The 23,366-nt window shown below is 66.2% G+C and carries 25 protein-coding genes; 12 read left to right on the forward strand and 13 right to left on the reverse strand.

All coding sequences use genetic code 11. From position 1 onward, the window contains the following. The first annotated feature begins 19 nt into the window (after positions 1-19). Entirely contained in the window at positions 20-886 is an 867-nt protein-coding gene (locus AC3WUT_RS23615) for an HDOD domain-containing protein (protein ID WP_492349517.1), read from the forward strand. 3 nt (positions 887-889) lie between these two features. Here the strand turns inward: AC3WUT_RS23615 and AC3WUT_RS23620 are convergent, their stop codons facing one another. Then, a complete protein-coding gene (locus AC3WUT_RS23620) occupies positions 890-1,909 on the reverse strand; it encodes an Rpn family recombination-promoting nuclease/putative transposase (RefSeq protein ID WP_492349518.1) in 1,020 nt (339 codons plus the stop codon). Positions 1,910-2,089: 180 nt separating this feature from the next. Between AC3WUT_RS23620 and AC3WUT_RS23625 the strand changes: the two genes are divergently transcribed. Continuing rightward, a complete protein-coding gene (locus AC3WUT_RS23625; RefSeq protein ID WP_492349519.1) occupies positions 2,090-4,219 on the forward strand; it encodes an acetoacetate--CoA ligase in 2,130 nt (709 codons plus the stop codon). 28 nt (positions 4,220-4,247) lie between these two features. On the opposite strand, the gene AC3WUT_RS23630 is transcribed toward AC3WUT_RS23625, so the two are convergent. Next, the gene (locus AC3WUT_RS23630; protein WP_492349520.1) at positions 4,248-5,138 is read right to left on the reverse strand and encodes a DMT family transporter; all 891 of its coding nucleotides are present in this window, start codon (positions 5,136-5,138) and stop codon (positions 4,248-4,250) included. A gap of 130 nt (positions 5,139-5,268) precedes the next feature. On the opposite strand from AC3WUT_RS23630, the gene minC reads away from it, so the two are divergent. The 3 genes from minC to minE are packed head-to-tail and all read left to right on the forward strand — an operon-like array spanning position 5,269 to position 7,153. Further along, entirely contained in the window at positions 5,269-6,024 is a 756-nt protein-coding gene (gene minC, locus AC3WUT_RS23635; RefSeq protein ID WP_492349521.1) for a septum site-determining protein MinC, read from the forward strand. 49 nt (positions 6,025-6,073) lie between these two features. Then, on the forward strand, positions 6,074-6,889 hold the full coding sequence (gene minD / locus AC3WUT_RS23640; RefSeq protein WP_492349522.1) for a septum site-determining protein MinD: 816 nt from the start codon (positions 6,074-6,076) through the stop codon (positions 6,887-6,889). A 3-nt stretch (positions 6,890-6,892) separates the two neighbouring features. Next, the gene (gene minE, locus AC3WUT_RS23645; protein WP_019573655.1) at positions 6,893-7,153 is read left to right on the forward strand and encodes a cell division topological specificity factor MinE; all 261 of its coding nucleotides are present in this window, start codon (positions 6,893-6,895) and stop codon (positions 7,151-7,153) included. Between the two features lie 4 nt (positions 7,154-7,157). On the opposite strand, the gene AC3WUT_RS23650 is transcribed toward minE, so the two are convergent. After that, entirely contained in the window at positions 7,158-7,679 is a 522-nt protein-coding gene (locus AC3WUT_RS23650; RefSeq protein ID WP_492349523.1) for a flavin reductase family protein, read from the reverse strand. Positions 7,680-7,815: 136 nt separating this feature from the next. Here AC3WUT_RS23650 and AC3WUT_RS23655 point away from each other — a divergent pair, with 136 nt between their 5' ends. Both AC3WUT_RS23655 and AC3WUT_RS23660 read left to right on the forward strand, forming a co-directional pair. Then, on the forward strand, positions 7,816-8,592 hold the full coding sequence (locus AC3WUT_RS23655) for an alpha/beta fold hydrolase (protein WP_492349524.1): 777 nt from the start codon (positions 7,816-7,818) through the stop codon (positions 8,590-8,592). 14 nt (positions 8,593-8,606) lie between these two features. Further along, positions 8,607-9,647, forward strand: a complete 1,041-nt coding sequence (locus AC3WUT_RS23660) for a M14 family zinc carboxypeptidase (protein ID WP_492349525.1) — start codon at positions 8,607-8,609, stop codon at positions 9,645-9,647. Positions 9,648-9,656: 9 nt separating this feature from the next. Here the strand turns inward: AC3WUT_RS23660 and AC3WUT_RS23665 are convergent, their stop codons facing one another. Then, complete coding sequence (locus AC3WUT_RS23665; protein ID WP_492349526.1) at positions 9,657-10,460, reverse strand: phosphatase PAP2 family protein; 804 nt, start codon at positions 10,458-10,460, stop codon at positions 9,657-9,659. 68 nt (positions 10,461-10,528) lie between these two features. On the opposite strand from AC3WUT_RS23665, the gene AC3WUT_RS23670 reads away from it, so the two are divergent. Beyond that, on the forward strand, positions 10,529-11,293 hold the full coding sequence (locus tag AC3WUT_RS23670; RefSeq protein WP_492349527.1) for a YdcF family protein: 765 nt from the start codon (positions 10,529-10,531) through the stop codon (positions 11,291-11,293). 8 nt (positions 11,294-11,301) lie between these two features. On the opposite strand, the gene AC3WUT_RS23675 is transcribed toward AC3WUT_RS23670, so the two are convergent. Together AC3WUT_RS23675 and AC3WUT_RS23680 are read right to left on the reverse strand one after the other, a co-directional pair. Then, on the reverse strand, positions 11,302-11,859 hold the full coding sequence (locus AC3WUT_RS23675; RefSeq protein WP_492349528.1) for a flavodoxin family protein: 558 nt from the start codon (positions 11,857-11,859) through the stop codon (positions 11,302-11,304). A 59-nt stretch (positions 11,860-11,918) separates the two neighbouring features. Next, positions 11,919-13,274 carry a D-amino acid dehydrogenase gene (locus tag AC3WUT_RS23680; protein ID WP_492349529.1) on the reverse strand — a complete coding sequence of 452 codons (1,356 nt, stop codon included), beginning with the start codon at positions 13,272-13,274 and terminating at the stop codon, positions 11,919-11,921. Positions 13,275-13,388: 114 nt separating this feature from the next. Here AC3WUT_RS23680 and AC3WUT_RS23685 point away from each other — a divergent pair, with 114 nt between their 5' ends. After that, positions 13,389-14,297 carry a LysR family transcriptional regulator ArgP gene (locus AC3WUT_RS23685; protein ID WP_492349530.1) on the forward strand — a complete coding sequence of 303 codons (909 nt, stop codon included), beginning with the start codon at positions 13,389-13,391 and terminating at the stop codon, positions 14,295-14,297. Positions 14,298-14,405: 108 nt separating this feature from the next. Next, the gene (locus AC3WUT_RS23690; protein ID WP_027474933.1) at positions 14,406-15,041 is read left to right on the forward strand and encodes a TetR/AcrR family transcriptional regulator; all 636 of its coding nucleotides are present in this window, start codon (positions 14,406-14,408) and stop codon (positions 15,039-15,041) included. Positions 15,042-15,099: 58 nt separating this feature from the next. Here the strand turns inward: AC3WUT_RS23690 and AC3WUT_RS23695 are convergent, their stop codons facing one another. Further along, the gene (locus tag AC3WUT_RS23695; RefSeq protein ID WP_492349531.1) at positions 15,100-15,522 is read right to left on the reverse strand and encodes a universal stress protein; all 423 of its coding nucleotides are present in this window, start codon (positions 15,520-15,522) and stop codon (positions 15,100-15,102) included. A gap of 63 nt (positions 15,523-15,585) precedes the next feature. Next, positions 15,586-16,428: a metallophosphoesterase gene (locus AC3WUT_RS23700; RefSeq protein WP_492349532.1), complete on the reverse strand. Its 843-nt coding sequence runs from the start codon at positions 16,426-16,428 to the stop codon at positions 15,586-15,588. 144 nt (positions 16,429-16,572) lie between these two features. Here AC3WUT_RS23700 and AC3WUT_RS23705 point away from each other — a divergent pair, with 144 nt between their 5' ends. Continuing rightward, positions 16,573-16,779: a hypothetical protein gene (locus AC3WUT_RS23705; RefSeq protein WP_492349533.1), complete on the forward strand. Its 207-nt coding sequence runs from the start codon at positions 16,573-16,575 to the stop codon at positions 16,777-16,779. Between the two features lie 30 nt (positions 16,780-16,809). Here the strand turns inward: AC3WUT_RS23705 and AC3WUT_RS23710 are convergent, their stop codons facing one another. Together AC3WUT_RS23710 and AC3WUT_RS23715 are read right to left on the reverse strand one after the other, a co-directional pair. Continuing rightward, positions 16,810-17,814 carry a Bug family tripartite tricarboxylate transporter substrate binding protein gene (locus tag AC3WUT_RS23710; RefSeq protein WP_492349534.1) on the reverse strand — a complete coding sequence of 335 codons (1,005 nt, stop codon included), beginning with the start codon at positions 17,812-17,814 and terminating at the stop codon, positions 16,810-16,812. Between the two features lie 80 nt (positions 17,815-17,894). After that, positions 17,895-18,854 (reverse strand): LysR family transcriptional regulator, encoded by a 960-nt coding sequence (locus AC3WUT_RS23715; RefSeq protein WP_492349535.1) that lies wholly within the window; start codon positions 18,852-18,854, stop codon positions 17,895-17,897. 129 nt (positions 18,855-18,983) lie between these two features. On the opposite strand from AC3WUT_RS23715, the gene AC3WUT_RS23720 reads away from it, so the two are divergent. Continuing rightward, on the forward strand, positions 18,984-19,424 hold the full coding sequence (locus AC3WUT_RS23720) for a hypothetical protein (RefSeq protein WP_492349536.1): 441 nt from the start codon (positions 18,984-18,986) through the stop codon (positions 19,422-19,424). A gap of 178 nt (positions 19,425-19,602) precedes the next feature. On the opposite strand, the gene AC3WUT_RS23725 is transcribed toward AC3WUT_RS23720, so the two are convergent. From AC3WUT_RS23725 to AC3WUT_RS23735, 3 genes are all read right to left on the reverse strand, one after another. Then, positions 19,603-21,471: a phosphoenolpyruvate carboxykinase (GTP) gene (locus tag AC3WUT_RS23725; protein WP_492349537.1), complete on the reverse strand. Its 1,869-nt coding sequence runs from the start codon at positions 21,469-21,471 to the stop codon at positions 19,603-19,605. A gap of 374 nt (positions 21,472-21,845) precedes the next feature. Next, positions 21,846-21,989 (reverse strand): hypothetical protein, encoded by a 144-nt coding sequence (locus AC3WUT_RS23730; RefSeq protein ID WP_492349538.1) that lies wholly within the window; start codon positions 21,987-21,989, stop codon positions 21,846-21,848. 61 nt (positions 21,990-22,050) lie between these two features. After that, positions 22,051-23,259 (reverse strand): threonine ammonia-lyase, encoded by a 1,209-nt coding sequence (locus tag AC3WUT_RS23735; RefSeq protein WP_492349539.1) that lies wholly within the window; start codon positions 23,257-23,259, stop codon positions 22,051-22,053. Positions 23,260-23,366: the final 107 nt, after the last annotated feature.

Here is a 23,366-nt window from a genome sequence, read left to right on the forward strand (position 1 = left end):
GCCTCCAGCCCGCCACCTTGTGACTTCCAAGCTGCCCATTCCCGACATCGAAGCTGCCCGCCGCAACCCGGCTGTGCGCGACATCCTGATCCCTCCTTGCCCGGAGCTGCTGGTGCGTCTGCAACAGGCGGTCTCCCAACGCGAGCCCGATGTGGAGGAGATTTCCCAGGTGGCCGCCGCCGATGTGGCCATGGCCGCCGCCTTGATCCGCCAGGCCAACAGTCCGCTGCATGGATTGGCCCAGCCAGTCAACACCGTGGGCATGGCGTTGACGGTGCTGGGGGTTCGGCCTTCGGTGGAGTTGCTGACCGGTTTTCTGGTCACACACGCCTTGCCGGTGCGTTCGGCGCTGCTGGAGCATTTTTGGGAAAGTTCACAGCGCCGCGCCATTGCCTGTGAGCACATCGGGCGCCAGCTCTACAGCCTGGACCCGGGCCTGGGTTACAGCTTCGGGCTGTTCTGCCATGTGGGCATTCCGGTGATGATGCGTGCGGTGCGGGGTTACTCGGGCACGCTGACCGAGGCCCTGGCCCGCAAGGACCGCACCTTCACCCAGACCGAAAACGCCAACCACCGCACCGACCATGCCGTGGTCGGCGCCATCGTGGCGCGCACCTGGCGCCTGTCGGACGAGGTGGCCCAGGCCATCTGGCTGCACCATGACTTTGCCTGCCTGGACGATGAACGCTTCCCGGACACCGTGCGCCACCTGGTGGCCATGGGCCTGATGGCCGAGTACCTGGTGGGTCAGCACGAACTGCTGGCGCCCTCACGCGAGTGGGGTCAGCACGGCGAGACCTGCCTGGCCCACCTTCACGTCAATCAGGATGAGCTCAACCACTGGATTGACGAGTTGCACCCGGCCTTTGAGGCGGTGCATCTGTGAACCTCAGCCGGCCGGGTGCGGGCTTGCGAGCAGGGTTTCCAGGGTCGAAGCGGTGAACAGCTGATCGGCCCAATGCTCCAACTGAGGTGACGTCGCCGACTGAAGGCGCTGGCTGGCCCACGTTGGCAGCGGGCCAAAACGCTGCTCCAGGAGTCGGCTCAGAAGTTGGCTGGCGCCCTGGGACAGGCCTTGGGACAAACCTTGAGACAGGCCTTGGGACATCCCGATCGACTGTCCTTTGGCCAGGCCTTTTTCAATCGCTTCGGTGTAGAGACGCTCCAGGGTTTCTTCGAGCATGGTGGGGCCTTTCAAAAGGTCGTCGATCTGATCGAGTTCGGCGGCGGCGATGTCCGGCATTTTGCGCCGGATCAGGCGTCGCAGCCAGAGGTTGACGGTTCGGCGCAGGGCTTGATGTTCAGGGGCCAGCAGGACGTCGCCCACGGCGGCGGCCAAGCGCGCGATGTCGGTTGGCGTATTGCTGCGCTCCAGCTGAAACAGAGCGGCCGCCACATTGCGCGCGCCTGGGGTGGGCGACAGTTGCAGCCGGGTGGCGTCGATCAGGTGGTAGCGCAATTGGGGGCGGAACGGCGCCAGACCCGGCAAGCTGGGGCTGAAGCATTCGGCCACGTTGGTCGGGCTTTTCCAACTGCGGCCACCGTTGTAAAGCACCAGGGGGATCAGGGCAGGTAGCTTGCCCTGCGCCATTTGACCCTCTTTGATCAGGTGCTGAGCCAGCAAGGCCACATAGGCCATCATCCGAACGGCCATCCATTCGTCGGGCTGGCTTTGGAACTCAAGCAACAGGTACACCCAGACCCAATGCGGCCCCACCTTCAGTCGCCACACCATGTCATCGTGGCGCTGCCGGTCGTTGTCGCTCACGTAGCTGGCGTTGACGCGCTCCAGGGTGTCGAATTGAGCGGCTTGCGACCACTCGCCCGGGACGAAGCCGAGCAGCAGATCGCGCACCATCTCGCGGTGTGAGAACAAAAGCTTGTAATGGCTGTCGTGGGCGCTGGCCATGGTGCCTATGGTGGAGACCCGCCAAGGCCTTGTGGGGCGCCAGGGGCCGGAATGCCCGGTCCATCAGATGAGGGGCGCCTTGTCAAACCCGTGACACGCAGGCCGCCAGACCGCGGGACATCCCGGCTGACGGGCGGCCTGGGCCGCTGCTACCCTTGGGTCTCAAGGAGACAGCAAGACATGACCATGAGCCCCCCGGGCCCGGCCCCGTTCCGCCCGCAGATGACCCTTTACCGCGAGTGGCTGCAGCGCGAGCGCGGCCTGGCCTTCGACCGCTATGACGCCTTGTGGCGCTGGTCGGTGACCGAACTGGACGCTTTCTGGCAGAGCATCTGGGACTATTTCGAGCTGCAGTCGCCGACCCCGCACGCGGCAGTGCTGGCGCGCAACACCATGCCGGGGGCCGTGTGGTTTCCGGGGGCTCAGGTCAATTACGTGCAGCAGGTGTTCCGCCACGTGCAGCCTGCTCACCAGGCCGGCTTTGCGGCCTGGATCAGCCGCAACGAGAAGGGTGAGCAACGCGAGCTCAGTTGGCCCGAACTGCGCCGTCAGGTGGCGGCCCTGGCCCTGCACCTGCGTGCCCAGGGCGTGCAGCGGGGAGACCGCGTGGCCGCCTATCTGCCCAACATCCCGGAGGCCACGATCGCCTTTCTGGCCACCGCCAGCCTGGGGGCGGTGTGGAGCCTGTGTGCGCCCGACATGGGGACCCATGCGGTGCTCGACCGCTTCAAGCAGATCGAACCCAAGGTGCTGATCGCCTGCGATGGGGTCAGTTACGGCGGGCGCGACCATGACCGCTTGTCGGTGGTGGCTGAATTGCGCCAGGCCCTGCCCAGCGTGCAGCACCTGGTGCTGCACGGCAACCTCGACCCTGCGGCCCAGCTGCCCGGGGCCACGCCCTGGGCGCAAACCCTGGTGGCCGATGCGGCGGCCACCGCAGCCTTCGAGCCCGAGTGGCTGCCCTTCGATCACCCCTTGTGGATCGTCTACTCCAGCGGTACCACCGGCTTGCCCAAGCCCATCGTGCATGGCCATGGCGGCACGGTGCTGGTGGCCCTGGCCCTGAAGACCTTGCACAACGACATCGGCTGCAGCTATGAGGCCAACTCCTGGGGTGAGCGCTACCACTGGTACAGCTCCACCGGCTGGGTGATGTGGAACGCCCAGGTCAGTGGCCTGCTCAGTGGCACCACCTGCGTCACGTTTGACGGCAACCCCGGCGGCAGCCGCGACAAGCCGGACTGGCACACGTTGTGGCGCTTTGCCGCTGAGACCGGGGTCACCTTTTTTGGTGCGGGCGCGGCCTTTTTCGCCAACTGCATGAAGGCCGGGGTGGACCTGCCCTCGGTGGGCGACCTCGGCGCGGTGCGGGCCCTGGGCACCACGGGCTCACCCTTGTCCGAGGAGGTGCAGCGCTGGGGCACGGCACAGTTCCATCAGTTGCGCCAGGCCCGGGCGGCTGCTTCGGGCGAGCACGAGCGACGCGAGGCCTATGCGCCCGAGGCCGACATCTGGTGGTGCAACATCTCCGGTGGCACCGACTTTGCAGGGGCTTTCATCGGTGGCAACCGCGAACTGCCCCAGGTGCCGGGCCAGATGCAGTGCCGCATGCTGGGCAGTGCGGTCGAGGCCTGGAACGAGCAGGGCCAACCCGTGCAGGGCGAGGTGGGCGAGCTGATCTGCAGCCAGCCCATCCCGTCGATGCCGCTGTTCTTCTGGGGCGATGAGGGCGGGCGGCGTTATCTGTCGAGCTACTTCGACATGTACCCCGCCGGCCATGGCCGGCGGCCCGGGGGGGGCGATGCCGGGCCCGAGGCCGGTGGCGTGTGGCGTCACGGCGACTGGCTGCGCATCGGTGCTGACGGCGGCTGCGTGATCTATGGCCGCTCGGATGCCACCATCAACCGCCATGGCCTGCGCATGGGCACCAGCGAGCTTTACCGCGCGGTCGAGGCCTTGCCCGAGGTGCTCGACTCCATGGTGGTCGACCTCGAGTACCTGGGCCGTGACAGCTACATGCCTTTGTTCGTGGTGTTGCGCGAGGGCCTGACCCTCGATGCCGCGCTGCGCCAGCGTCTCAACGACGCCGTCAAGGTGGCTTTGTCGCCGCGCTTCGTGCCCGACGAGGTCTTTCAGGTGGCCGAGATCCCGCGCACCCTCACCGGCAAGAAGCAAGAGTTGCCCATCAAGAAGTTGCTGCTGGGTCAGCCGATCGACAAAGTCATCAACAAGGACGCCATGGCCAATGCCGCCTGCCTCGACTGGTATGTCGACTTTGCGGCTCGTCGGGCCGCGGCCCATCCGGCCTGAGGGGCGGGTGTCGGGCTGGGCATCGGTTTCATCGCCGGTTCACCAGCACGATGCCCGTGCCCACCAGGGCCAGGGCCCCGACCAGGCCAGGGGTCACCGCTTCGCCGAGCCAGCCGGCCCCCACGGCCAGCGCGAACACCGGGGTCAGGAACACAAAGGCCGACACCTTGGTGGCCGGGTAATGGCCCAGCACCCACATCCACGTCAGGTAGCTGGCAAAGGCCCCGACGACCGCCTGGATGGCCACCGACCCCAGTGCAAACGCGCTGGGCGGCCAGGCCCAGCTTTCGCCCAGGGCCAGCGACACCAGGGGCAGCAAGGCCACCGACACCGCGGTCTGGTAGAACAGTTGTTTTTCAGGCCCCACCCGGCCCAGCGGCGTGCTGCGCAGCACGACGGTGGTCAGCCCCCACATCAGGCCGGCCATCAGTCCGAGCAGATCGCCCAGCCACTGGCCGCCAGGGCCGGCCCCCAATCGTTCGCCCAAGGCGGCCAGGACGCCGCCAAAGGCCAGCACCAGGCCCCCCCATTGCACCCGGCGCAGCCGCTCGGTAGGCAGGAAGCGCGGCAGGATCAGCGCCACCCAGAACGGCGAGGTGTACAAAAACACCGTCAAGCGCGAGGCCGTGGTGTGCTGCAGCCCCACATAGATGCACACGAACTCGCCGGCAAACAGGGCGCCGGCCAACAGACCCCAGCCCAACGCCCCATCGGGCTGGAACAGCGCCACCCCACGCCAGCGACACCAGGCCCAGAGCAGGGCGGCTGCCAGCGCAAAGCGCAGCCAGGCCTGGAACACCGGCGCCATCTCGGGCACCGTGGCCTTCACCAGCACTTGCTGGAAGCCCCAGAACAGACAGCAGGCCAGCAACAGGCTCAGGGCCAGGCCGTCGAGGTGGTTTTTGCGCGTGACACTCATTTTTGGATGATAGGACGTCGTCAATGCATGAGTGGTCACCGAGGTGGCGCTGCCATTCCCGATCAATTGCCAGTGGCCGGCCTTGTGTCGCGCTGTAAACTTGACCCATTTTGCGTACCACAAGCCATCCATGACCGGTGTGACCACGGGCTCTGCCCGCGCCCATTTTGATTTCAAGAGCGCCACCTTGCCCTTGGTGGCCTTGTTGATCAAGACCACCGACGCTGCGGCGCTGGTGGCCGACCTGACACGCCGCCTGAGCGACACGCCCGACTTTTTTTCCAACGACCCGTTGGTCATCGATCTGAGCGCGGTCCGCGACAGCGAGGCTTCGCTCGATTTTCCGGCCCTCATCGCCCTGTTGCGGCGTCACCGGGTACTCCCGGTCGCCGTGCGCGGCGGCAACCCGGCCCAGACGGCCGCTGCCGTTGCGGCCGGTCTGATCGACGTGCCCGAGGTGGTGCTGTCCCAGCGCCATGAGTCGCCCCAGATCGAGGTCCAGGAAGTCGTGCGAGAGGTGATCCGGGAGGTCAAGGTCGAAGTGCCGGTGGCCGGCCCGGGCACCGTGGTGATCGACAAGCCCCTGCGTTCGGGCCAGCAGGTGTATGCGCGTGGCGCCGACATCGTGGTGCTGGCGCTGGTCAGCAATGGCGCCGAGGTGATTGCCGACGGCAACGTGCACGTTTACGCCCCGCTGCGTGGCAAGGCCATCGCCGGCGCCCGCGGCAACACCGAGGCTCGCATCTTCAGCACCTGCCTGGAGCCCGAGCTGGTGTCCATCGCCGGCATCTACCGCACCACCGAAGTGGCCCTGCCGCCCGAAGTGGCCGGCAAGGTTGCCCAGATCCGCCTGGTGGGTGAAAAGCTGCTCATCGAAGCGCTTTGAGCCCGCCCTCATTCAAGCTATTTCTACAAGAACCAAGGACTCGCAACACATGGCCAAGATCGTCGTCGTGACCTCCGGCAAAGGTGGCGTGGGCAAGACCACCACCAGCGCCAGCTTTGCATCCGGCCTCGCCTTGCGCGGCCACAAGACCGCCGTGATCGACTTTGACGTCGGCCTGCGCAACCTCGACCTGATCATGGGTTGCGAGCGTCGCGTGGTGTACGACCTGATCAATGTGATCCACAACGAGGCCAACCTCAACCAGGCCCTGATCAAGGACAAGCAGTGCGACAACCTGTTCGTGCTGGCCGCCTCGCAGACCCGCGACAAGGACGCGCTGACCCAGGACGGCGTCGAGCGCGTGCTCAACGACCTGATCGGCATGGGTTTCGAGTTCATCGTGTGCGATTCGCCGGCCGGCATCGAGACCGGTGCGCTCATGGCCATGCACTTTGCCGACGAGGCCCTGCTGGTGACCAACCCCGAGGTGTCTTCGGTGCGCGACTCGGACCGCATCCTGGGCATGTTGGGCTCCAAGACCAAACGCGCCATCGAAGGCAAGGAGCCCATCAAGGAGCACCTGCTCATCACGCGCTACAACCCCAGCCGTGTCGAAGACGGCCAGATGCTGTCGCTCGAAGACATCCAGGACATCCTGCGCATCAAGCTGATCGGCGTCATCCCCGAGTCCGAGGCTGTGCTGCAGGCCTCCAACCAGGGCACCCCCGCCATCCACGCCCAGGGCACCGATGTGTCCGAGGCCTACAAGGACGTGGTGGCCCGCTTCCTGGGCGAAGACAAGCCGATGCGTTTCGTCGAGGCGGTCAAGCCCGGCTTCTTCAAGCGCATGTTCGGAGGACGTTGACCCATGTCCTTCCTGTCATTCCTGCTCGGTGAAAAGAAGAAGACCGCCAGTGTGGCCAAGGAACGGCTGCAGATCATCCTGGCCCACGAGCGCAGCGGCCGCAGCGCTGCCAGCCCCGACTACCTGCCCGATCTGCAACGCGAACTCGTGGCCGTGATCTCGAAGTACGTCTCCATCAACGCCGACGACATCAAGGTCCACCTCGAACGCCAGGACAACCTCGAAGTCCTCGAAGTCAAGATCGAACTCCCCGACGCGCGTTAAACGGTCATAAAGGGTGTTCTGTGTAGAACTTTCCACCGTGGTAGAGCAACGGTGACGCGCCATCGCGGTGGGCGCACTGCTCGACCTCGCCCACAAAGATCACGTGGTCGCCCTCTTCGTAGCGGCTGCGGTTGAAGCATTCAAAGGTGGCAGCGGCCCCGGCCAGCAGCGGCGCACCCCCCACGCCCTCTGAATAGGCCACGCCGGCCCACCGATCGACCGTCTTCGAGGCGAAGCGCTCGGCCAGATCCTTCTGGTCGGCGGCCAGCACATTGATCGCATAGTGTGACCCGGTGGCAAACACGCCCATCGAGGCCGCCGCGCGCGCCAGACTCCACAGCACCAGCGGCGGATCCAGGGAAACCGAGTTGAACGAATTGGCTGTCAGGCCCACCAGCACCCCGTCGGCGGCGCGTGCGGTCACGATGGTCACGCCGGTGGCGAACATGCCCAGCGAGTTGCGGAACTCGCGGGTTGAGAAACTGGGCGCACGGGCTTGCGCTGGGGCAGATGTGAGGGCGGTCACAGGCGATCAATGGGGTATGGATGGGCTATTATGGGCCGTCAGCCTTTTGCCTGCCGCCGCCTGGTCCGATGACCGTGCTGGCAGTCAGCCCGGGCTTCTGTGTTCCGCGTCCCACCTCCGTCCTGCCCGATCCAACATGAACGCTCTCCCCGCCTTCACCACCTTGGGCGCCGGCCCGACCGTTCTCATGCTGCACGATGTGCTGGGCGGGCACCTCACCTTTGCGCCGCAGGTGGAAAGCTTGGCCGCTGCCGGCTACCGCGCCGTGGCCTGGGACATGCCGGGCTATGGCCGCAGCACCCCCATCGATCCTTGTTCCTTCAAGGGGCTGGCCCAAAGCTGCATCGACCTGATCGAGGCCCTCAAGGCGGGCAGCGTGGTGCTGATCGGTCAAGGGGTGGGCGCCATGGTGGCCCAGGAAGTGGTGGCGCGCCGCCCCGAACTGGTCAACCGTCTGATTCTGTGCGCCTCGCTGGCCCGGGGGTTTGATGCCTCCGGCGGCACCGAGGGCGAGCCGCTGCCCGAGTTGGAGGTCAGTCACAACCTGGCTCAATGGGCCGAGTTCAACCTTCCCCGGCTGGTCGGGCCCGGTGCCCTCCCTGAAGGCGTGCTGCTGGCCAGCCATGCCATGGCCCAGATCAACCCCTCGGCCTACCGCCGCATCAGCGCAGAAGCCACGTATTTCAATCGCCAGGAGGATCTGGAGCGCATCCATGTGCCCACCTTGCTGGTGGCGGGCGAGTTCGATCGCGTGGCGCCGCCTGAGCTCATGAAGCCGATGGCCGACCGCATCGGCCGCAGTTGCACCCTGGCCGTGCTGCGCGGGGCCGGCCACATGCCGCAGCTGGAGGCCCCTGAAGACTTCGACACCACCTTGCTGGGCTTTTTGGCCTTGCCGCGTCTGTTGCATTGAGTTGAGCGGATCGGATGTTCGAGGTGAGTGAGCGCGAGTTGCCAGGCGCAGGTGCCGCAGGGCCGGGGGGGCGCCGTGTTCGTCCTCGGGCTGGCCAGGCGGCTGTGGCGCGGCTGTGCCGGGGGCTGTTGGGGGCCAGCTTGCTGATGGGGGCCTGGCCCGGCCTGCTCACGCAGGCTCTGGCGGCACCTCAGGCGGGGGGGCATGTTTCGGCCCATGCCAAGCCTCAGCCCCCCCATGCCCCAGCGGGCAAGGCCGCGCCGGCTGCCAACCTGGTCGAGCCCTGCAAGCAATGGGTGCCCCGTCTGCCCGGGCTCACGGCGGCCCAGTGTTCGGCGCTCAAGCTGCAGCCTTCGGGCACCCGTTCGGTGCAGGGGCGTGAGCTGTGGATGGGCGACGTCGGGGCGCACAACTCGCGCGTCAAGGTGCTGGTGCTCGGGGCCATCCACGGCGACGAGCTTACTGCCAGCACGGTGGCCCTGCAGTGGATGGGCCTGGCCCAGGACAACGGGGCTGAAGCCCTATGGCGCTTTGTGCCCATGCTCAACCCCGATGGGGTGATGGTGCAACCGGCCCGGCGTGTCAACGCCCATGGCGTCGACCTGAACCGCAACTTTCCGACCCCCGGCTGGGCGCAGGAGGCTCCCCGCTATTGGGCCCAGCGCACCCGCAAAGACCCACGCCGCTGGCCCGGCAACAAGCCGCTGTCCGAACCGGAGAGCCGTTTCGTGCACGAGCAGATGAGCGCCTTCACGCCCGATCTGATCGTCAGCATCCACGCGCCTTACGGCGTGCTCGACTTTGATGGCCCCACCGATCCGCCACGCCGACTGGGCCGCCTGATGCTCGACCCGGTGGGCGTGTTCCCGGGCTCGCTGGGCTATTACGGCGGCATGCACAAGGGGGTGCCGGTGGTCACCATCGAGTTGCCCAATGCGCAACGGGCCCCCTTGCAGGCCGAAACCCGCCAGATGTGGCTGGACCTGCAACGCTGGATGGGCGAACACCTGCCGGCCAGGACGGCCAGCGCGGCGCAGCCCTTGCGCGCTCCTTGAGCCGTGGCCTCAGCGGTCCAGGGACTGTCGTCGGCGCAGCCAGTCCGCCAGGCTCAGGCACAGCAACAGCCCCACAGAACCACTGGCCAGCCCGGCCATCACATCGCTGGCGTAATGCACTTGCAACAGCACGCGGCTGACCGGCGCGGTCAGCACCAGCGCCCCACAGCCCAACAGAACGGGCAGGTGCCAGCGCCTGGGGCTGTGCTGCAGCAGCAGCCAGGCCAGCAGGCCGTAGGTGACGAGCACGCCGGAGGCATGGCCGCTGGGAAAGCTGTACCCGGTCTCCACCACGACGCTGTGCAGATGGGGTGGGCGAACCCTGGCAAAGCCCTGCTTAAGGCTCCAGTTCAGCAAGGTGTTGCCCAGCACCCCCAGCAGCCAGATGCCGGCCTGAAGCCGCTCGCGCCGCCGCCACAGGAACAACGTCACCGCGATCGTCAGCACGGTCACGGGTGCCGGGTTGCCCAGCCAGGTGGGCAGGGCAAAGGCCTGCAAGGTGAACCGGTCCATCTGCTGACCCAGGGCCTGGGCCAGCGCACTGTCAAAGCGGGTCAGGGGCTGACCCGGGCCGATCTGGCTGGCCAAGCCGGCGAAGACCACCAGGGCGGGCAGCGCCCAGATCAGGCGCCGCCAAGGCGACGGGCGCGCATGGGCCGGGGTGGCCGGGGTGGCCGCCTGGGTCAGCGAGTGCATCCGCAGGCACACGGCAGCGCTCAAGGTCAGCAGCAGCAAGGCCCACAGCGTGAGCAGGTGAGGGGCCAGCCACAAGGCGAAGGCTTCAGGGCTGGAGAACGTCGGTGAAGCAAGCATGGATCCTGGGCTGCAGCGAGCCCGCATGAAAACCCGGAACAATACCCTTTTTAGCTGTCGCCCTGATCGTGGACTCTTTGTTGTTTCTGTTCCTCAAGAAAGGCCTGACGGCCCTGCTGATGCCGCCCATCTGCCTGGTGTTGTTGGCCGCACTGGGCCTGGTCTTGGGGCGGCGCCGGCCGCGCCTGGGGCGCTGGGTCACCGGACTGGCTCTGCTGGTCCTCAGTGCCCTGTCGTGGCCGCCGGTGGCCGATGCCTTGGTGGGCAGTCTTGAAAGCCACCCACCCCTGTCGGCGCAGGCGCTGAAGCAGGCCCAGGCCATTGTGGTTCTGGGCGGCGGCATCTACCCTCAGGCGCCGGAATACGGTGGCGAGGACAGCGTGGCCCGCCCTACCTTGCAGCGCCTTCAGTACGCCGCCGCCTTGCAGCGGCGAAGCCAATTGCCCATTCTGGTGACGGGGGGCGCGCCTGAAGGGGGGCGGCCCGAAGGAGAGGTGATGCAGCAGGTGCTGGCGCAGCAGTTTGGGGTGCCGGTGCGTTGGGTTGAATCAGCCTCGCTGGACACGGCGGGCAACGCCGCCCTGTCCGCCCCCTTGCTGCGTGCCGCCGGGGTGCAGCGCGTGGCCTTGGTCAGCCAGGCCTGGCATCTGTCGCGCGCCGTGGCCTTGTTCGAGGCGCAGGGCTTCACCGTGCTGCCGGCGCCCACCGGCTTTCGCACCCGGCCTGGCAGCGCTTGGAAATGGTATTTGCCCAGCGCCGAGGCCTTGCTGGCCAGCCAGATCGCCCTGCACGAGTGGCTGGGGCGGCTGGTGTTGGCGCCTGCCCGCGCCTGAGGCCCGCCTCAGAGGAGAAAGGTGGCCGCCTGGGCCACGGCGGCTGTATCGGCCTGCACAGCGCCCGGTGCGCCCCCTTTGCCCCACAGTTCGCCGCCCCAGTTCATGGCCAGGAACTGCGCGCACAGGCGCAGCGAGTCGAACATGGGCTGGGCCTTGGCCCGGTCGCCGCTGGTGCTGATCACGCGCAGGGTTTTGCCCGCCATCTGCTCCTTGAAGCCCAGGCCCGGCACGCGCAGCCAGCCGCTCCAATGGTCCAGGTAGGTTTTCAGCGGGGCCGGAATGCTGAACCAGTACACCGGGCTGACAAACACGATGTCGGTGGCGGCCAGCGTGGCGTCCAACAGGGTTTTCAGGTCCCCGACAGGGGCCGGGTACTGACCCACGGTGTGGCGCAGGTCCACAAATGGGGGCAGATCCAGGTGAGCCAGGGACAGCCAAGTCTGGGCGGTGTCGGGCGGCAGGGCGGCGGCGGCCTGCCGGGCCAGCCATTCGCTGTTGCCCGGGTGGCCGGGCTCGCGGCTGGAGGTGGTGAGGAACAGGGTGTGGCGTTGCGAGGTGCTCATGGGCCCGGATGATAGAGCGTCACCGGGCCCATGCCTGATCCCTGTGGCCTGCGCCTAGCTCAGGCCAGGGCGGGCTTGGGTGCACGCGGCGTGGCCGAACCCAGAAAGCCGAAGCGGTCGGCAATGCGGGGCACCTCGCCGTTGATCAGCTCGGCCAGGGCCTTGCCCGAGCCGGCGCCATGGGTCCAGCCCAGGGTGCCGTGGCCGGCATTCACCCACAGGCCCGGGATCCGGGTCTGGCCAATGAAGGGGATGTTGGTCGGCGTGGCGGGGCGCAGGCCGCACCAGAAATTGGGCTGACCGCCTTCGTGCTCCAGGCGGGTGTCGCACACGCCGGGCATCACCATTTCGATGCGGCGCGCCAACATCTCGCAGCGGGCGCGGGCGATCGGACCGTTCAAGTCCAGGTCGTAGCCGCCCACCTCAATGGTGCCGGCCACGCGCAGTTCGTCGCCCAGGCGGCTCATGGCCACCTTGAGTTCGTCATCGATGGCCGAGACCCAAGGGGCTGCCTCGGGCTTGAGGATCTTGAAGGTGGCGCTGTAGCCCTTGCCCGGGTAGATGGGCAGGCGTACGCCGACCTGGCGCAGCATCGGTGCCGTGTACGAGCCGGTCGCCACCACGATGGCGTCGGCCTTCAGCTCGCGGGCCGGGCCACTGGCACGAGCCTGTTCGTCCACAGGGGTCACGCGCACGGCGCGGGCCCGGTTGTTCGCCACGTCCAGTTGTTGCACGGCGTGGCCGTACATGAATTCCACGCCACGCTGTTCGCACAGGCGGGCCAGGCCCTGGGTGAACAGGCGCGCGTCCCCGCTCTCGTCGGTGTCGGTGAAGGTGCCGCCCACGATGCGGTGGGCAAAGGGCTTGAAGGCGGGCTCGATCTTGAGCAGTTCGTCGCGGCTGACCACACGGCGCGACACGCCATGGCGGCGCATCAGTTCGGCGGCCGCCCCAGCGGTGTCGAACGAGGCTGTGTCGGTGTAGTAATGCGCGATGCCGCGCTCCAGCCGGTGGTATTCGATGCCGGTGGCGTTCACGATGTCCTTCAGCGCGGCGTGGCTGTAGGCACCCAGGGCCACCAACTGGCTGACGTTGCGCTCGAAGGCGGCGTCGTTGCACTGGCCCAGGAAGCGCAGACCCCACAGCCACTGTTGCAGGCCTTCGCCCACCGGCCACTGCGGGCGGAACAGCAGCGGTGCATCGGGCTTGGTCATCCACTTCAGCACCTTCAGCGGTGCCTCGGCGTTGGCCCAGGGCTCGCAGTAGCTGACCGAGATCTGGCCCGCGTTGGCGAATGTGGTCTCCAGCGACGCCGCCGGCTGGCGCTCGATGACCGTGACTTCGTGACCCCGCTCTCGCAAATGCCAGGCGGTGCTGATGCCGATGATGCCGGCGCCGAGGACGATGATTTTCATGCGTTGCAGTGTGCGACAGGCGGTAGCTGCTTGAAAAGCAAAATTAAACTCTTGGCAGTTTCATCAGTCTTGCTAATATTCAGTCCTGCCCTGACATCACCTTGCCCCGGACCCATGAACACCTTTGATCCCCACGCCCTTGAATGCCTGGCGGCCATCGTCGAAGAGGGCGGTTTCGAGCGCGCCGCCCAGCGCCTGAGCATCACCCAATCGGCGGTATCGCAGCGCCTGCGCGCCCTGGAAGCCCAGGCTGGCACGGTGCTGATCGTGCGCAGCCGTCCGCTCAAGGCCACGCCCGCCGGGCAACTGCTGCTCAAGCACACCAAGCAGATGCGCCTGCTGCGCGTCGACCTGGACCGCGACCTGCGCGAGCTGACCCCGGGCGGCAGCAAGCGCGCCCGGGAAGACGAACGCATTTCGATCGCCATCAATGCCGACAGCATCGCCAGCTGGGCTTTGCCGGCACTCGATGGCCTGGTGTGCCAAGGCCTGCCGCTTGAAATCATCACCGACGACCAGGATTTCACCGATGAGTGGCTGCGTTCGGGCCAGGTGCTGGGCTGTGTCACCACCCTCAAGCAGGCCTTGCGCGGTTGCAAGGTGGTGCCCCTTGGCGCCATGCGCTATGTGGCCGTGGCGGCGCCCGAACTGGCGCAACAGCGGCTGCCCGGGGGCTTGTCGCCGCACAATTTCCGGGACATTCCCTTTGTGGCCTTCAACCGCAAGGACGACATGCAGACCGAGTTCGTCAGCCAGTGTTTCGGGCTCAAGCGCGTCACCTTGAGCCAACTCTTCGTGCCCAGCTCTGAGGGCCAGTTGCGGGCCGTGCTGGCGGGCTGGGGGGCCAGCGTGGTGCCCGAGTTGCTGGCGCGTGAGCCCCTGGCGCAGGGGCGGCTGGTCAATCTGGTGCCGGCGCACAGCCTGAGCATCCAGCTGTACTGGCATTGCTGGAACCTCGAATCCGAGGTGCTGGACACGCTCAGCTCGGCCCTCACCTCGGCCGCTGCACAGGCCTTGGTGTGAGTTGGGTGGCCGCTCGTTGAGGCGTGCGACCCTGTTTGTACCTGCCGTCGACACAGGCTTTTTAGGCCGTCCAGTCGTGATTCAGCCGGCTTTGTTTAAAATCGAACCGTGAACACCACCACCCCCGCCCGCGTTTCCTTCAAAGCCCAGATGCACCAGGTGCGCGAAGAGGCCATTGTGCAGACCGTCATTCGCCTGTTGGGCGAAAAGGGTTATGACGCCATGACGGTCGACGAAGTCGCCGCCGCGGTGGGCATTGCCAAGGCCAGCCTGTACAAGCATTTTCCTGGCAAAGAGCAACTGGCGGCTGCCGCCATGGTGCATGTGATCAAGCGGGCGCAGGATTTTTTGCAGATCGTGCCGCCGGAGATTTCCCCGGTCGACAAGCTCAAGTCGGTGGTGGGTTGGGCCATGTCCTTGCAACTGGCCGATGAAATGCCCTCGCTGCCCAGCCGCAACTCCACGTTGCGTCAGGTCTTGATGGGCAATGCTGAATACATGAACGGGCTGATCACCCTCAGCGACCAGCTGGGTGCCTGGATCACCGAAGCCCAGGCCCAGAGCCTGATCAACCCCACCTTGCCGCCCCTGGTGGTGCTTTACACCCTGTACGCCCGCGCCTGCGACCCGGTGGTCAGCTTCTTGCGCCAGGGTTCGCAGTACAGCAATGCCCAGATCGTCGATCTGGTGTTGCGCACCTGTTTCGAAGGGCTGGCCACGCCACCCGAGATCCGCACGGCGTGAGGCTCGGGCCACCTCCGCGTCAAGGTGGCAGGCCTGCATTGGCCCGCCACAAACTGCATCAACGCACCAGCAGCACCGGCACCTTGCAGTGCGCCAGCACCTGGGTCGAGACCGAGCCCATCACCAGGTTGCCCAGCGAACTGTGACCATGTGAGCCCATCACCACCAGATCGAACTTGCCCGTTTCGGCCACCTTGGCAATCACCTCGCCGGCCACGCCCACCTTGCTGATCTGCTGAGGCACGATCCCGTGGCGACCCAGAAACTTGCTCACCGGGTTCAGCACCTTGGCCGCTTCATCGGCGTAGTACTCGTCGACAATCGGCTTGCCCAGCGCGGCGCGAGCGCGCGGCGGCAGGGCCGCTTGCACGGTCAGGGCGGTGTATTCCACCGAACCCGAGATCAAGGCCTCATGGGTGCTCAGGTAGGCCAGCATCTTCTTGGTATAGGCGCTGCCGTCAACGGCGAGAAGAATCTTCATGCAATGTGCTCCTTGTTGATGGTTCCAGCATAGCGCCCGGCGATGGCCTGAAATTGATCGACATCAAGCCGGCCGTGAATGTGCCGGCCGCGGTACTTCCACACAATGCTGATGCTGAAAGTGGAGTTGCTCGTTCTTGCGAGCATAGCCCAGCGGGTTGGCCACCACCCGGCAACCCTGGCTGACATAGTCGCTGGGGGCATGCAGGTGACCGTGCAACCACAGGTTGGCGTGCGGCAGCAGCTCGTCCAGCGCGTTGCAGAAGCCCGCCGTGCCTGGGGTGAGCCCATAGCGCGGATCGGCGCTCAACAGACTGGGGGCGAAATGGGTGACCACCACCGTGGGGCCCTCATGCGGGGTGTGCAGGGCGTCGCGCAGCCACTGCTGGCAAAGCAGAGCCTGTTCGCGCACGCCTTCAGCCAGCCAGGGGGCCCCCAAGCGGGTGCCGCCGGTCTTGCGCAGGTAGAAATTGGCTGCCCGGAACGCCTTGTCGCGCATCTGCAGCGCCCGGGTCGTGGGGGCCTGTGCCTGAATCGCCAGCGCGTCAAAGTCGCTCCACAAGGTGGTGCCAACAAAACGCACGCCTTGCAGCACCAGGCTTTCGCGCTCCAGCCAGTGCAGACCCAGGCGCTCGCAGCATTCGCGCAGACGGGCGTGGGCCTGGTCGAAGTCCTGCTGGTCGTATTCGTGGTTGCCGGGCACAAAGATCACCGGCACCGGCCAATGGCCGCCCGCGCTGCGTGGCGCAAACCGTGCCAGACCGAAGTCGTCGTCGCTGAGCAGGCTGCCGCTCTGGTAGGAGCCGATGTCGCCCGCCAGCACCAGCACATCGGCCTCGGGATGGGGCAGGGGAGTGAATTGGGGGTGCACTTCCAGGTGCAGATCGGACAACAGCTGTACTTTCATGGTGCCTGCATTGTCGCGGCAGCGCAGCCATGCCGGGTGCGCTCAGGCCTCATGCCAAAGCTGCATGGACTGGGGCTGTTAAAAATACGGGTTAACCCTTACTCTAGAGACCTGTTCATCACGCGCTCACAAGGCGCCTCTTTCATGTCTCCGTTTCTTGCCCTGATCGCCCGCAGCCTGACCCTGGCCACCCGGGTGGATCCCCTGGTGCCCGCCCGCCGTGCCGACCGTGGCAGTGCCGCCATTGCCAACACGCTGCTCGAATCCGCAGACGCCCGTGCCGGCCACGACCCGCGCCAGGCCCATGAACTGCGCGAGGCCGCCCACGCCTACCTGCGCGTGCTGCGCTGATCGACGCCGCCCAGGCGTTCTTTCCGGGCTTCAAAGGCGCGCACCGGCGGCCTTCACCACCGGGGCCAGTACCCCGACCTGGTCTTTCACGTAGGCGGCAAACGTGGCGGGTGTCCCGGGGTTTACCGTCACGCCCAATTCCAGCATCTTGCGTTTCACCTCGGGCAGCATCAGCACCTCGTTGCATGCGCTGTTGAGCCGTGTCACCACCTCGGCTGGCAGGTTGGCCGGCCCGCTCAGGCCGAAGAAATTGTCCAGCACCAGCTTGCGATAGCCGAACTCGACCACGCTGGGGACTTCCGGGACCAGGGGCGAGCGGTTGGCTGAAGTCACCGCCAGGGGCACCAGTTGCCCACTCTTGAAATAGGGCACATAAGCGGTCAGCACGTCGATGCCGATCGGGATCACGCCCGAGATCAGGTCGGTGGTCATGGGGGCCCCGCCGCGGTAGGGCACGTGCACCAGGTTCACGCCCATGGCCTTGCGCATCAACTCGCCGTAGATGTGGCCGATCGACGCCGGCCCACCCGAGCCAAAATCCAGTCGCCCGCTCTTGCGGGCCACCGATTCCAGATCGGCGATGGTGCGGATCGGGGCCGCCGTGTTGGCCATCAGCACGCACGGTGCCGTACCGATCATGGCGATGTGGGTGAAGCCCTGCACGGGGTCATAGGGCTGCTTGTCCAGGGCGAAAGGCCCGATCGAGATGGGGGTCGAGTTCGACAGCATCAGCGTGTAGCCATCGGGGGCGGCCTGTTGCACCACCTGCCCGCCCACGCTGCCGCCAGCGCCTGGGCGGTTGTCCACCACCACCGCCTGGCCCAGCTTGCGGGCCAACTGCTCGGCCACCACACGGGCCACGATGTCGCTGGCCCCGCCCGCCGGAAACGTCACCACGATGCGGATCGGCTTGTCAGGCCAGGAGGCCCAGGCGGGCAGGCTCAAGGCGCTGGCCCCGAGTGCGGTGGCAAAGCGGCGGCGAGTCACCGCGTACTGGTGCGTGCGGGGGGTGGGCTGGGTGCGGGTATCCGTCATGGCGTCTCCTGTCAGGGCCTGGCCAAGCCCCAAGCAAGTTCGATGCCTCACCCTGCCCATCGGCGGGCCTGTGCCGTGCCTCAGGCGGCCCCGGGGTTGCGCTGGGCCGCACGCGCAATGGCTTGCCGCAGCCAGTCGTGTCCGGGGCCGTTGTGCAGCCGTTTGTGCCATAGCGCATCCACGTGCACCGTGGGCACTTTCAAGGGCAGTTCGCGCCAGACCAGGCGGTCGGCAATGCCGGTGACGTTGATGAAGTGCCTCGGCAGCACCGTCAGCAAGTTGGAGTTGGCCACCACCCGCCCTGCCGTGAAGAACTGGTTGACCGTGAGCACGATGCGACGTTCGCGCCCCACAGCGGTGAGGGCTTCGTCGATGAAGCCATAAGGTCGACCCGAAAAACTGACCAGCAGGTGACGTGCGGCGCAGTAGCGGTTGAGGGTGAGCGGGCCGCTGGCCAGGGGATGATCGCGCCGCATCACGCACACGTATTCGCCGTCGTACAGGCGCTGGTTGGCATAGGCCACCGCTTCGCCCGCCTGGCTGCGCGCCGTGAGGTCGGCGAGCACGGCCGGGAAGTAGCCAATGGCCATGTCCACCGACTCCTCGTCCAGCAGCCGGCGCGGGTCACGGGTGGACAAGGGGACGACCCGGATCGACACCCCTGGCGCCTCTTCTTCGATGATGTCCACCAGGCCCGGGATCAGCGAGGCTGCCGTGGCGTCGGCCATGGTCAGCACAAAGGTGGTGTTGGCCTCGGCCGGGTCAAAGTTTTCGGGCACCAGGGCCGATTGCAGGCGCTGCAGCGCCTCGCGCACGGTGGGCCACAAGGCCAGCGCCATCGGGGTGGGCTCGACACCGGCCCCGTGGCGCCGCACCAGTTCGTCGCCCAGGCTGTCCCGCAGGCGCCGCAGCGCGTTGCTGACGGCCGGCTGGGTCAGGGCCAGCTTGTGGGCGGCGCGGGTCAGGCTGCGCTCGGCCATCACCTCGTCAAAGACGCGCAGCAGATTGAGGTCAAGGTTTCTGAATCGGCCCTGGTGCATGGGGTTTCCTTGAAACATCATCAGTGTGAATGATCATCATCAGTAATATAAATTTGAACAAGTCTAGGGTTAACCCTAGTATTGAGCCCATGACTCGGGCAACTGTCCCGACAGCGAAAGGAATACACCATGACCAGCTTTGTTCACGTCCCCCATTCTTTCCACCACGCCGGTGTGGCCCGTGCCGAGAAGGCCGCCGAAACCCTGCGTGATGCATCGCGCCAGTTCGACGGCCCACGTGGCACGGCGACGCTGCTGCTGGCCGCCGTGGTGGCCGCTCTGGTGGTCGCTGCCAATCAGGTGATCGACACTTGGTCGGACGGCCACCTGCTGGCCGCCTGGATCGGTCTGTGGACCGTGGCTTTTGCCGCCCTGGCCTTGCTGGCCACCCCGATCCGCCGCGCCTCGGTGGGTCTGCGCGCCGGTCTGGCCTCGTGGAGTCGTGCCCGTCGCGAAGCTGCGGAAGACCGCAAGCTGTGGAGCCTGGCCCTGACGGATGCTCGCGTGATGGCCGACATCAGCCGTGCCATGAGCCGTGACGCAGCCCGCGACGTGCGCGGCTACTTCTGAGGCTGGGCCGGGCCTGCGCCCGGTGAACCGCTGAGATAGAACAGGCTTCAAGCCGTGTCCCGCAAGGGCCACGGCTTTTTTCTTGTCTGACCCACCGGCTGAACAAAAAAAAGCCGCCGGCCCTGGCGGGGCGGCGGCGGTGTCCAACCCACTCAGGGTCGGTGCGCGGTGGGCCAGATCAGGCGGCCAGGCGCTTTTCGAGTTCGGCCTTGGTGTCCACCAGGGCTTGGGGCAGGTGGTAGGCCAACTGCTCGAAGTGGGTGGCGTGCAGCTTGAGCTCGTCAGTCCAGGCGGCGCGGTCGATGCTGGTCACGGTGTTGAACTGGGCTTCGGAGAAGTCCAGGCCGTTCCAGTTGATTTCAGCATAGGTCGGGGCCACGCCGAACATGGTGTCGGTGCCCTGGGCCTGGCCTTCGATGCGGTCGATCATCCACTTCAGCACGCGCATGTTCTCGCCATAGCCGGGCCAGACGAATTTGCCGTCTTCGCCCTTGCGGAACCAGTTGGTGGTGAAGATCTTGGGTTGCTTGCCACCGGCGGCGGTGATCTTGTCACCGGTGTTGAGCCAGTGCTGGAAGTAGTCGCTCATGTTGTAGCCGCAGAAGGGCAGCATGGCGAAGGGGTCGCGGCGCACCACGCCTTGCTGGCCGAAGGCCGCAGCCGTGGTTTCCGAGCCCATGGTCGAGGCCATGTACACGCCCTCGGTCCAGTTGCGGGCTTCGGTCACCAGCGGCACGGTGGTCGAGCGGCGGCCACCAAAGATGAAGGCATCGATGGTCACGCCGGCCGGATCATCCCAGGCGCTGTCCAGCGCCGGGTTGTTGGTGGCAGCCACAGTGAAACGGGCGTTCGGGTGAGCGGCCTTGGCGCCGGTTTCCTTGGCGATGGCGGGCGTCCAGTCCTTGCCTTGCCAGTCGATCAGGTGGGCCGGGGTGCTGCCGCTGTCCTTTTCCATGCCTTCCCACCACACATCGCCGTCGTCGGTCAGGGCCACGTTGGTGAAGATCACGTCCTTGTCCAGGCTGGCCATGCAATTGGGGTTGGTCAGCGTGTTGGTGCCGGGGGCCACGCCGAAGTAACCGGCTTCGGGGTTGATGGCGCGCAGCGAGCCATCGGCCTGCGGCTTGATCCAGGCGATGTCGTCACCGATGGTGGTGACTTTCCAGCCGACGAACGCTGCCGGGGGCACCAGCATCGAGAAGTTGGTCTTGCCGCAGGCGCTGGGGAAAGCGGCTGCCACGTGGTACTTTTTGCCTTGCGGGTTGGTCACGCCCAGGATCAGCATGTGCTCGGCCAGCCAGCCTTGCTCGCGGCCCATGTTGGAGGCGATGCGCAGGGCCAGGCACTTCTTGCCCAGCAGCGCGTTGCCGCCGTAGCCCGAACCGTAGGACCAGATTTCGCGGGTTTCCGGGTAGTGGACGATGTACTTGACGGTGGGGTTGCAAGGCCAGCTGGTCTTGTCGGTCTCGCCGGCGGCCAGGGGGGCGCCCACGGTGTGCAGGCAGGGCACGAACTCGCCATCCACACCCAGCACGTCGTACACGGCCTTGCCCATGCGGGTCATCAGCTTCTGGTTCACGGCCACGTAGGCGCTGTCGGTCAGTTCAACACCGATGTGGGCGATGTTGGAGCCCAGCGGGCCCATGCTGAAGGGCACCACATACATGGTGCGGCCAGCCATGCACCCGTCAAACAGCGGCTGCAGCAGGGCGCGCATTTCGGCCGGGGCCTTCCAGTTGTTGGTCGGGCCGGCGTCTTCCTTCTTGTCGGAGCAGATGAACGTGCGGTCTTCCACGCGGGCCACGTCGCTCGGATCGGAGCAGGCCAGGAAGCTGTTGGGGCGCTTGGCGGCGTTGAGCTTCTTGAAGGTGCCGGCATCCACCAGTTGCTGGCACAGGCGTTGGTACTCTTCGTCACTTCCGTCGCACCACACCACGCTGGCAGGCTTGCACAGGGCCACCATGTCAGCCACCCAGGCGATCAGCTTGGCGTTTTTGACGTACGAAGGGGTGTTGAGGGTCAGGCCCTGCATCACGGGTGAGTTCATCGGAGGCTCCTAAGTTGAAAAGTCGTCTTTTCAAAAGAGCTCGATGGGCCTGATGGGCTTTCCGCGTAGGGCGATGAGCATTCGCGGGAGCCTGATCTGCCGATGGACCCCCTGGGCGCCACGGAACCTTTTGAGAAAACGGCTTGACTGCTCAGTCGGCGGGCGGGTCTCGGGGTGAACGGACAGGACTTCCGGGCACCGCGGGTCGGCTGGGATGACGATTTTATGAAGCCAGCCGCGGAAAGTCTCGCAGTTACTTTGAAAGTTCATGCAAAAATTGCATGAGGTTATGTGTGGTTTTTTGAGGCCGGGTGGTGGTTCAGGCCACAAAAAACCGCCTCGATGGGCGGTTTTTATTCAGCGCGGGAGGGGCTTCAAGCCATGGTCACCGCAATGAAAGCCAGCAGGAAAATCAGCAGACCGCCCACAATGGGCAGCACGAAGGGGATCAGGGGAACAATCGCTTCGACCGGATCCTGGGGCGCGTCGGTGGAGGCTGCGGCGTGGTGGTTGGACATGTGTCTCCTCGTGGGTGGGTTTGTGCCTTGCATTCTACCCAGGCCGGGATGGGGCGTCTTGTCAGTGATGACCCTGCAGGACGGCTTCCAGTCCGGCGTCGTGCAAATGGTCCAGCAGGGCATCGATGTGGTCCGGGCCGCGGGTCTGCACCACCAGTTCGATCTCGACGTTCTGTGCCGCCAGGCTGGTGAAGGCGCGCTGGTGGTGGACCTCTTCGATGTTGGCCCCCAATTCGGCCACGATGGCCGTGATGCGTGCCAGCATGCCGGGCACATCGCGCGCGCTCACGCGGATGCGGGCCAGGCGACCCGAGCGCACCAGTCCGCGTTCAATGATGGCGGCCAGCAGCAGCGGGTCGATGTTGCCGCCGCACAGCACCAGGCCCACCTTGCGGCCGCGGTAGCGTTCAGGTTGTTTCAGGATGGCCGCCAGGCTGGCGGCACCGGCACCTTCGACCAGCGTCTTCTCGATTTCCAGCAGCATGACCAGCGCCTGCTCGATGTCGCCCTCGTCCACCAGCACCAGGTCGTCGATGCGCTCGGCCAGCACGGCGCGGGTGAGCAGGCCGGGGGTGCCCACGGCGATGCCCTCGGCAATCGTGCTGCTGCCCTGCGGATGGTGGGTGCCGCGCAGGGCATTCACCATGGCCGGAAAGCGTGAGGTCTGCACCCCGACCAGCTCGATCTGGGGGCGCAGCGCGCGCGCCACCGTGGCCACGCCGGCCATCAGCCCACCCCCGCCCACGGCGATCACCAGGGCGTCCAGGTCGGGCACCACGCGCAGCATTTCGAGTGCCACGGTGCCCTGGCCGGCCATGATGGCTTCATCGTCATAGGGATGCACAAAAGTGAGCTGCTGCGCCTCGGCCAGGGCCTGGGCATGCTGGCGGGCCTCGTCCAGAGTGTCCCCGTGCAGCACCACCTCGGCGCCGAAGCCCCGTGTGCGTTCCACCTTCACCCCTGGGGTGAAGCGCGGCATCACGATCACGGCGCGCAGCCCCAGGCGCTGCGCATGGTAGGCCACGCCCTGGGCGTGGTTGCCGGCGCTCATGGCGATCACACCCCGCTGGCGCTGCTCGTCGCTGAGCTGGGCCAGTTTGTTGCAGGCGCCGCGCTCCTTGAAAGAGGCCGTGAACTGCAGGTTCTCGAACTTCAGGAAGATCTGGGCTCCGGTCAGTTGTGACAGCGTGCGCGACTCGACGAAAGGGGTGTCCAGAACGTGGGGGCTCACCCGGGCGGCGGCTTGTTGGATGTCCTGCAGTGTCAACATGGGGGTGTCCTGAAATGATAAATCTGAATCACTTGTGAGATCTGATGAAGCGATCATGACTTTTGTCAAGCTTTTTGGGCGAGGTTCACGATCCAATCAGACGCTAG

Source organism: Curvibacter sp. EU05-FHT14A10 (assembly GCF_058791075.1).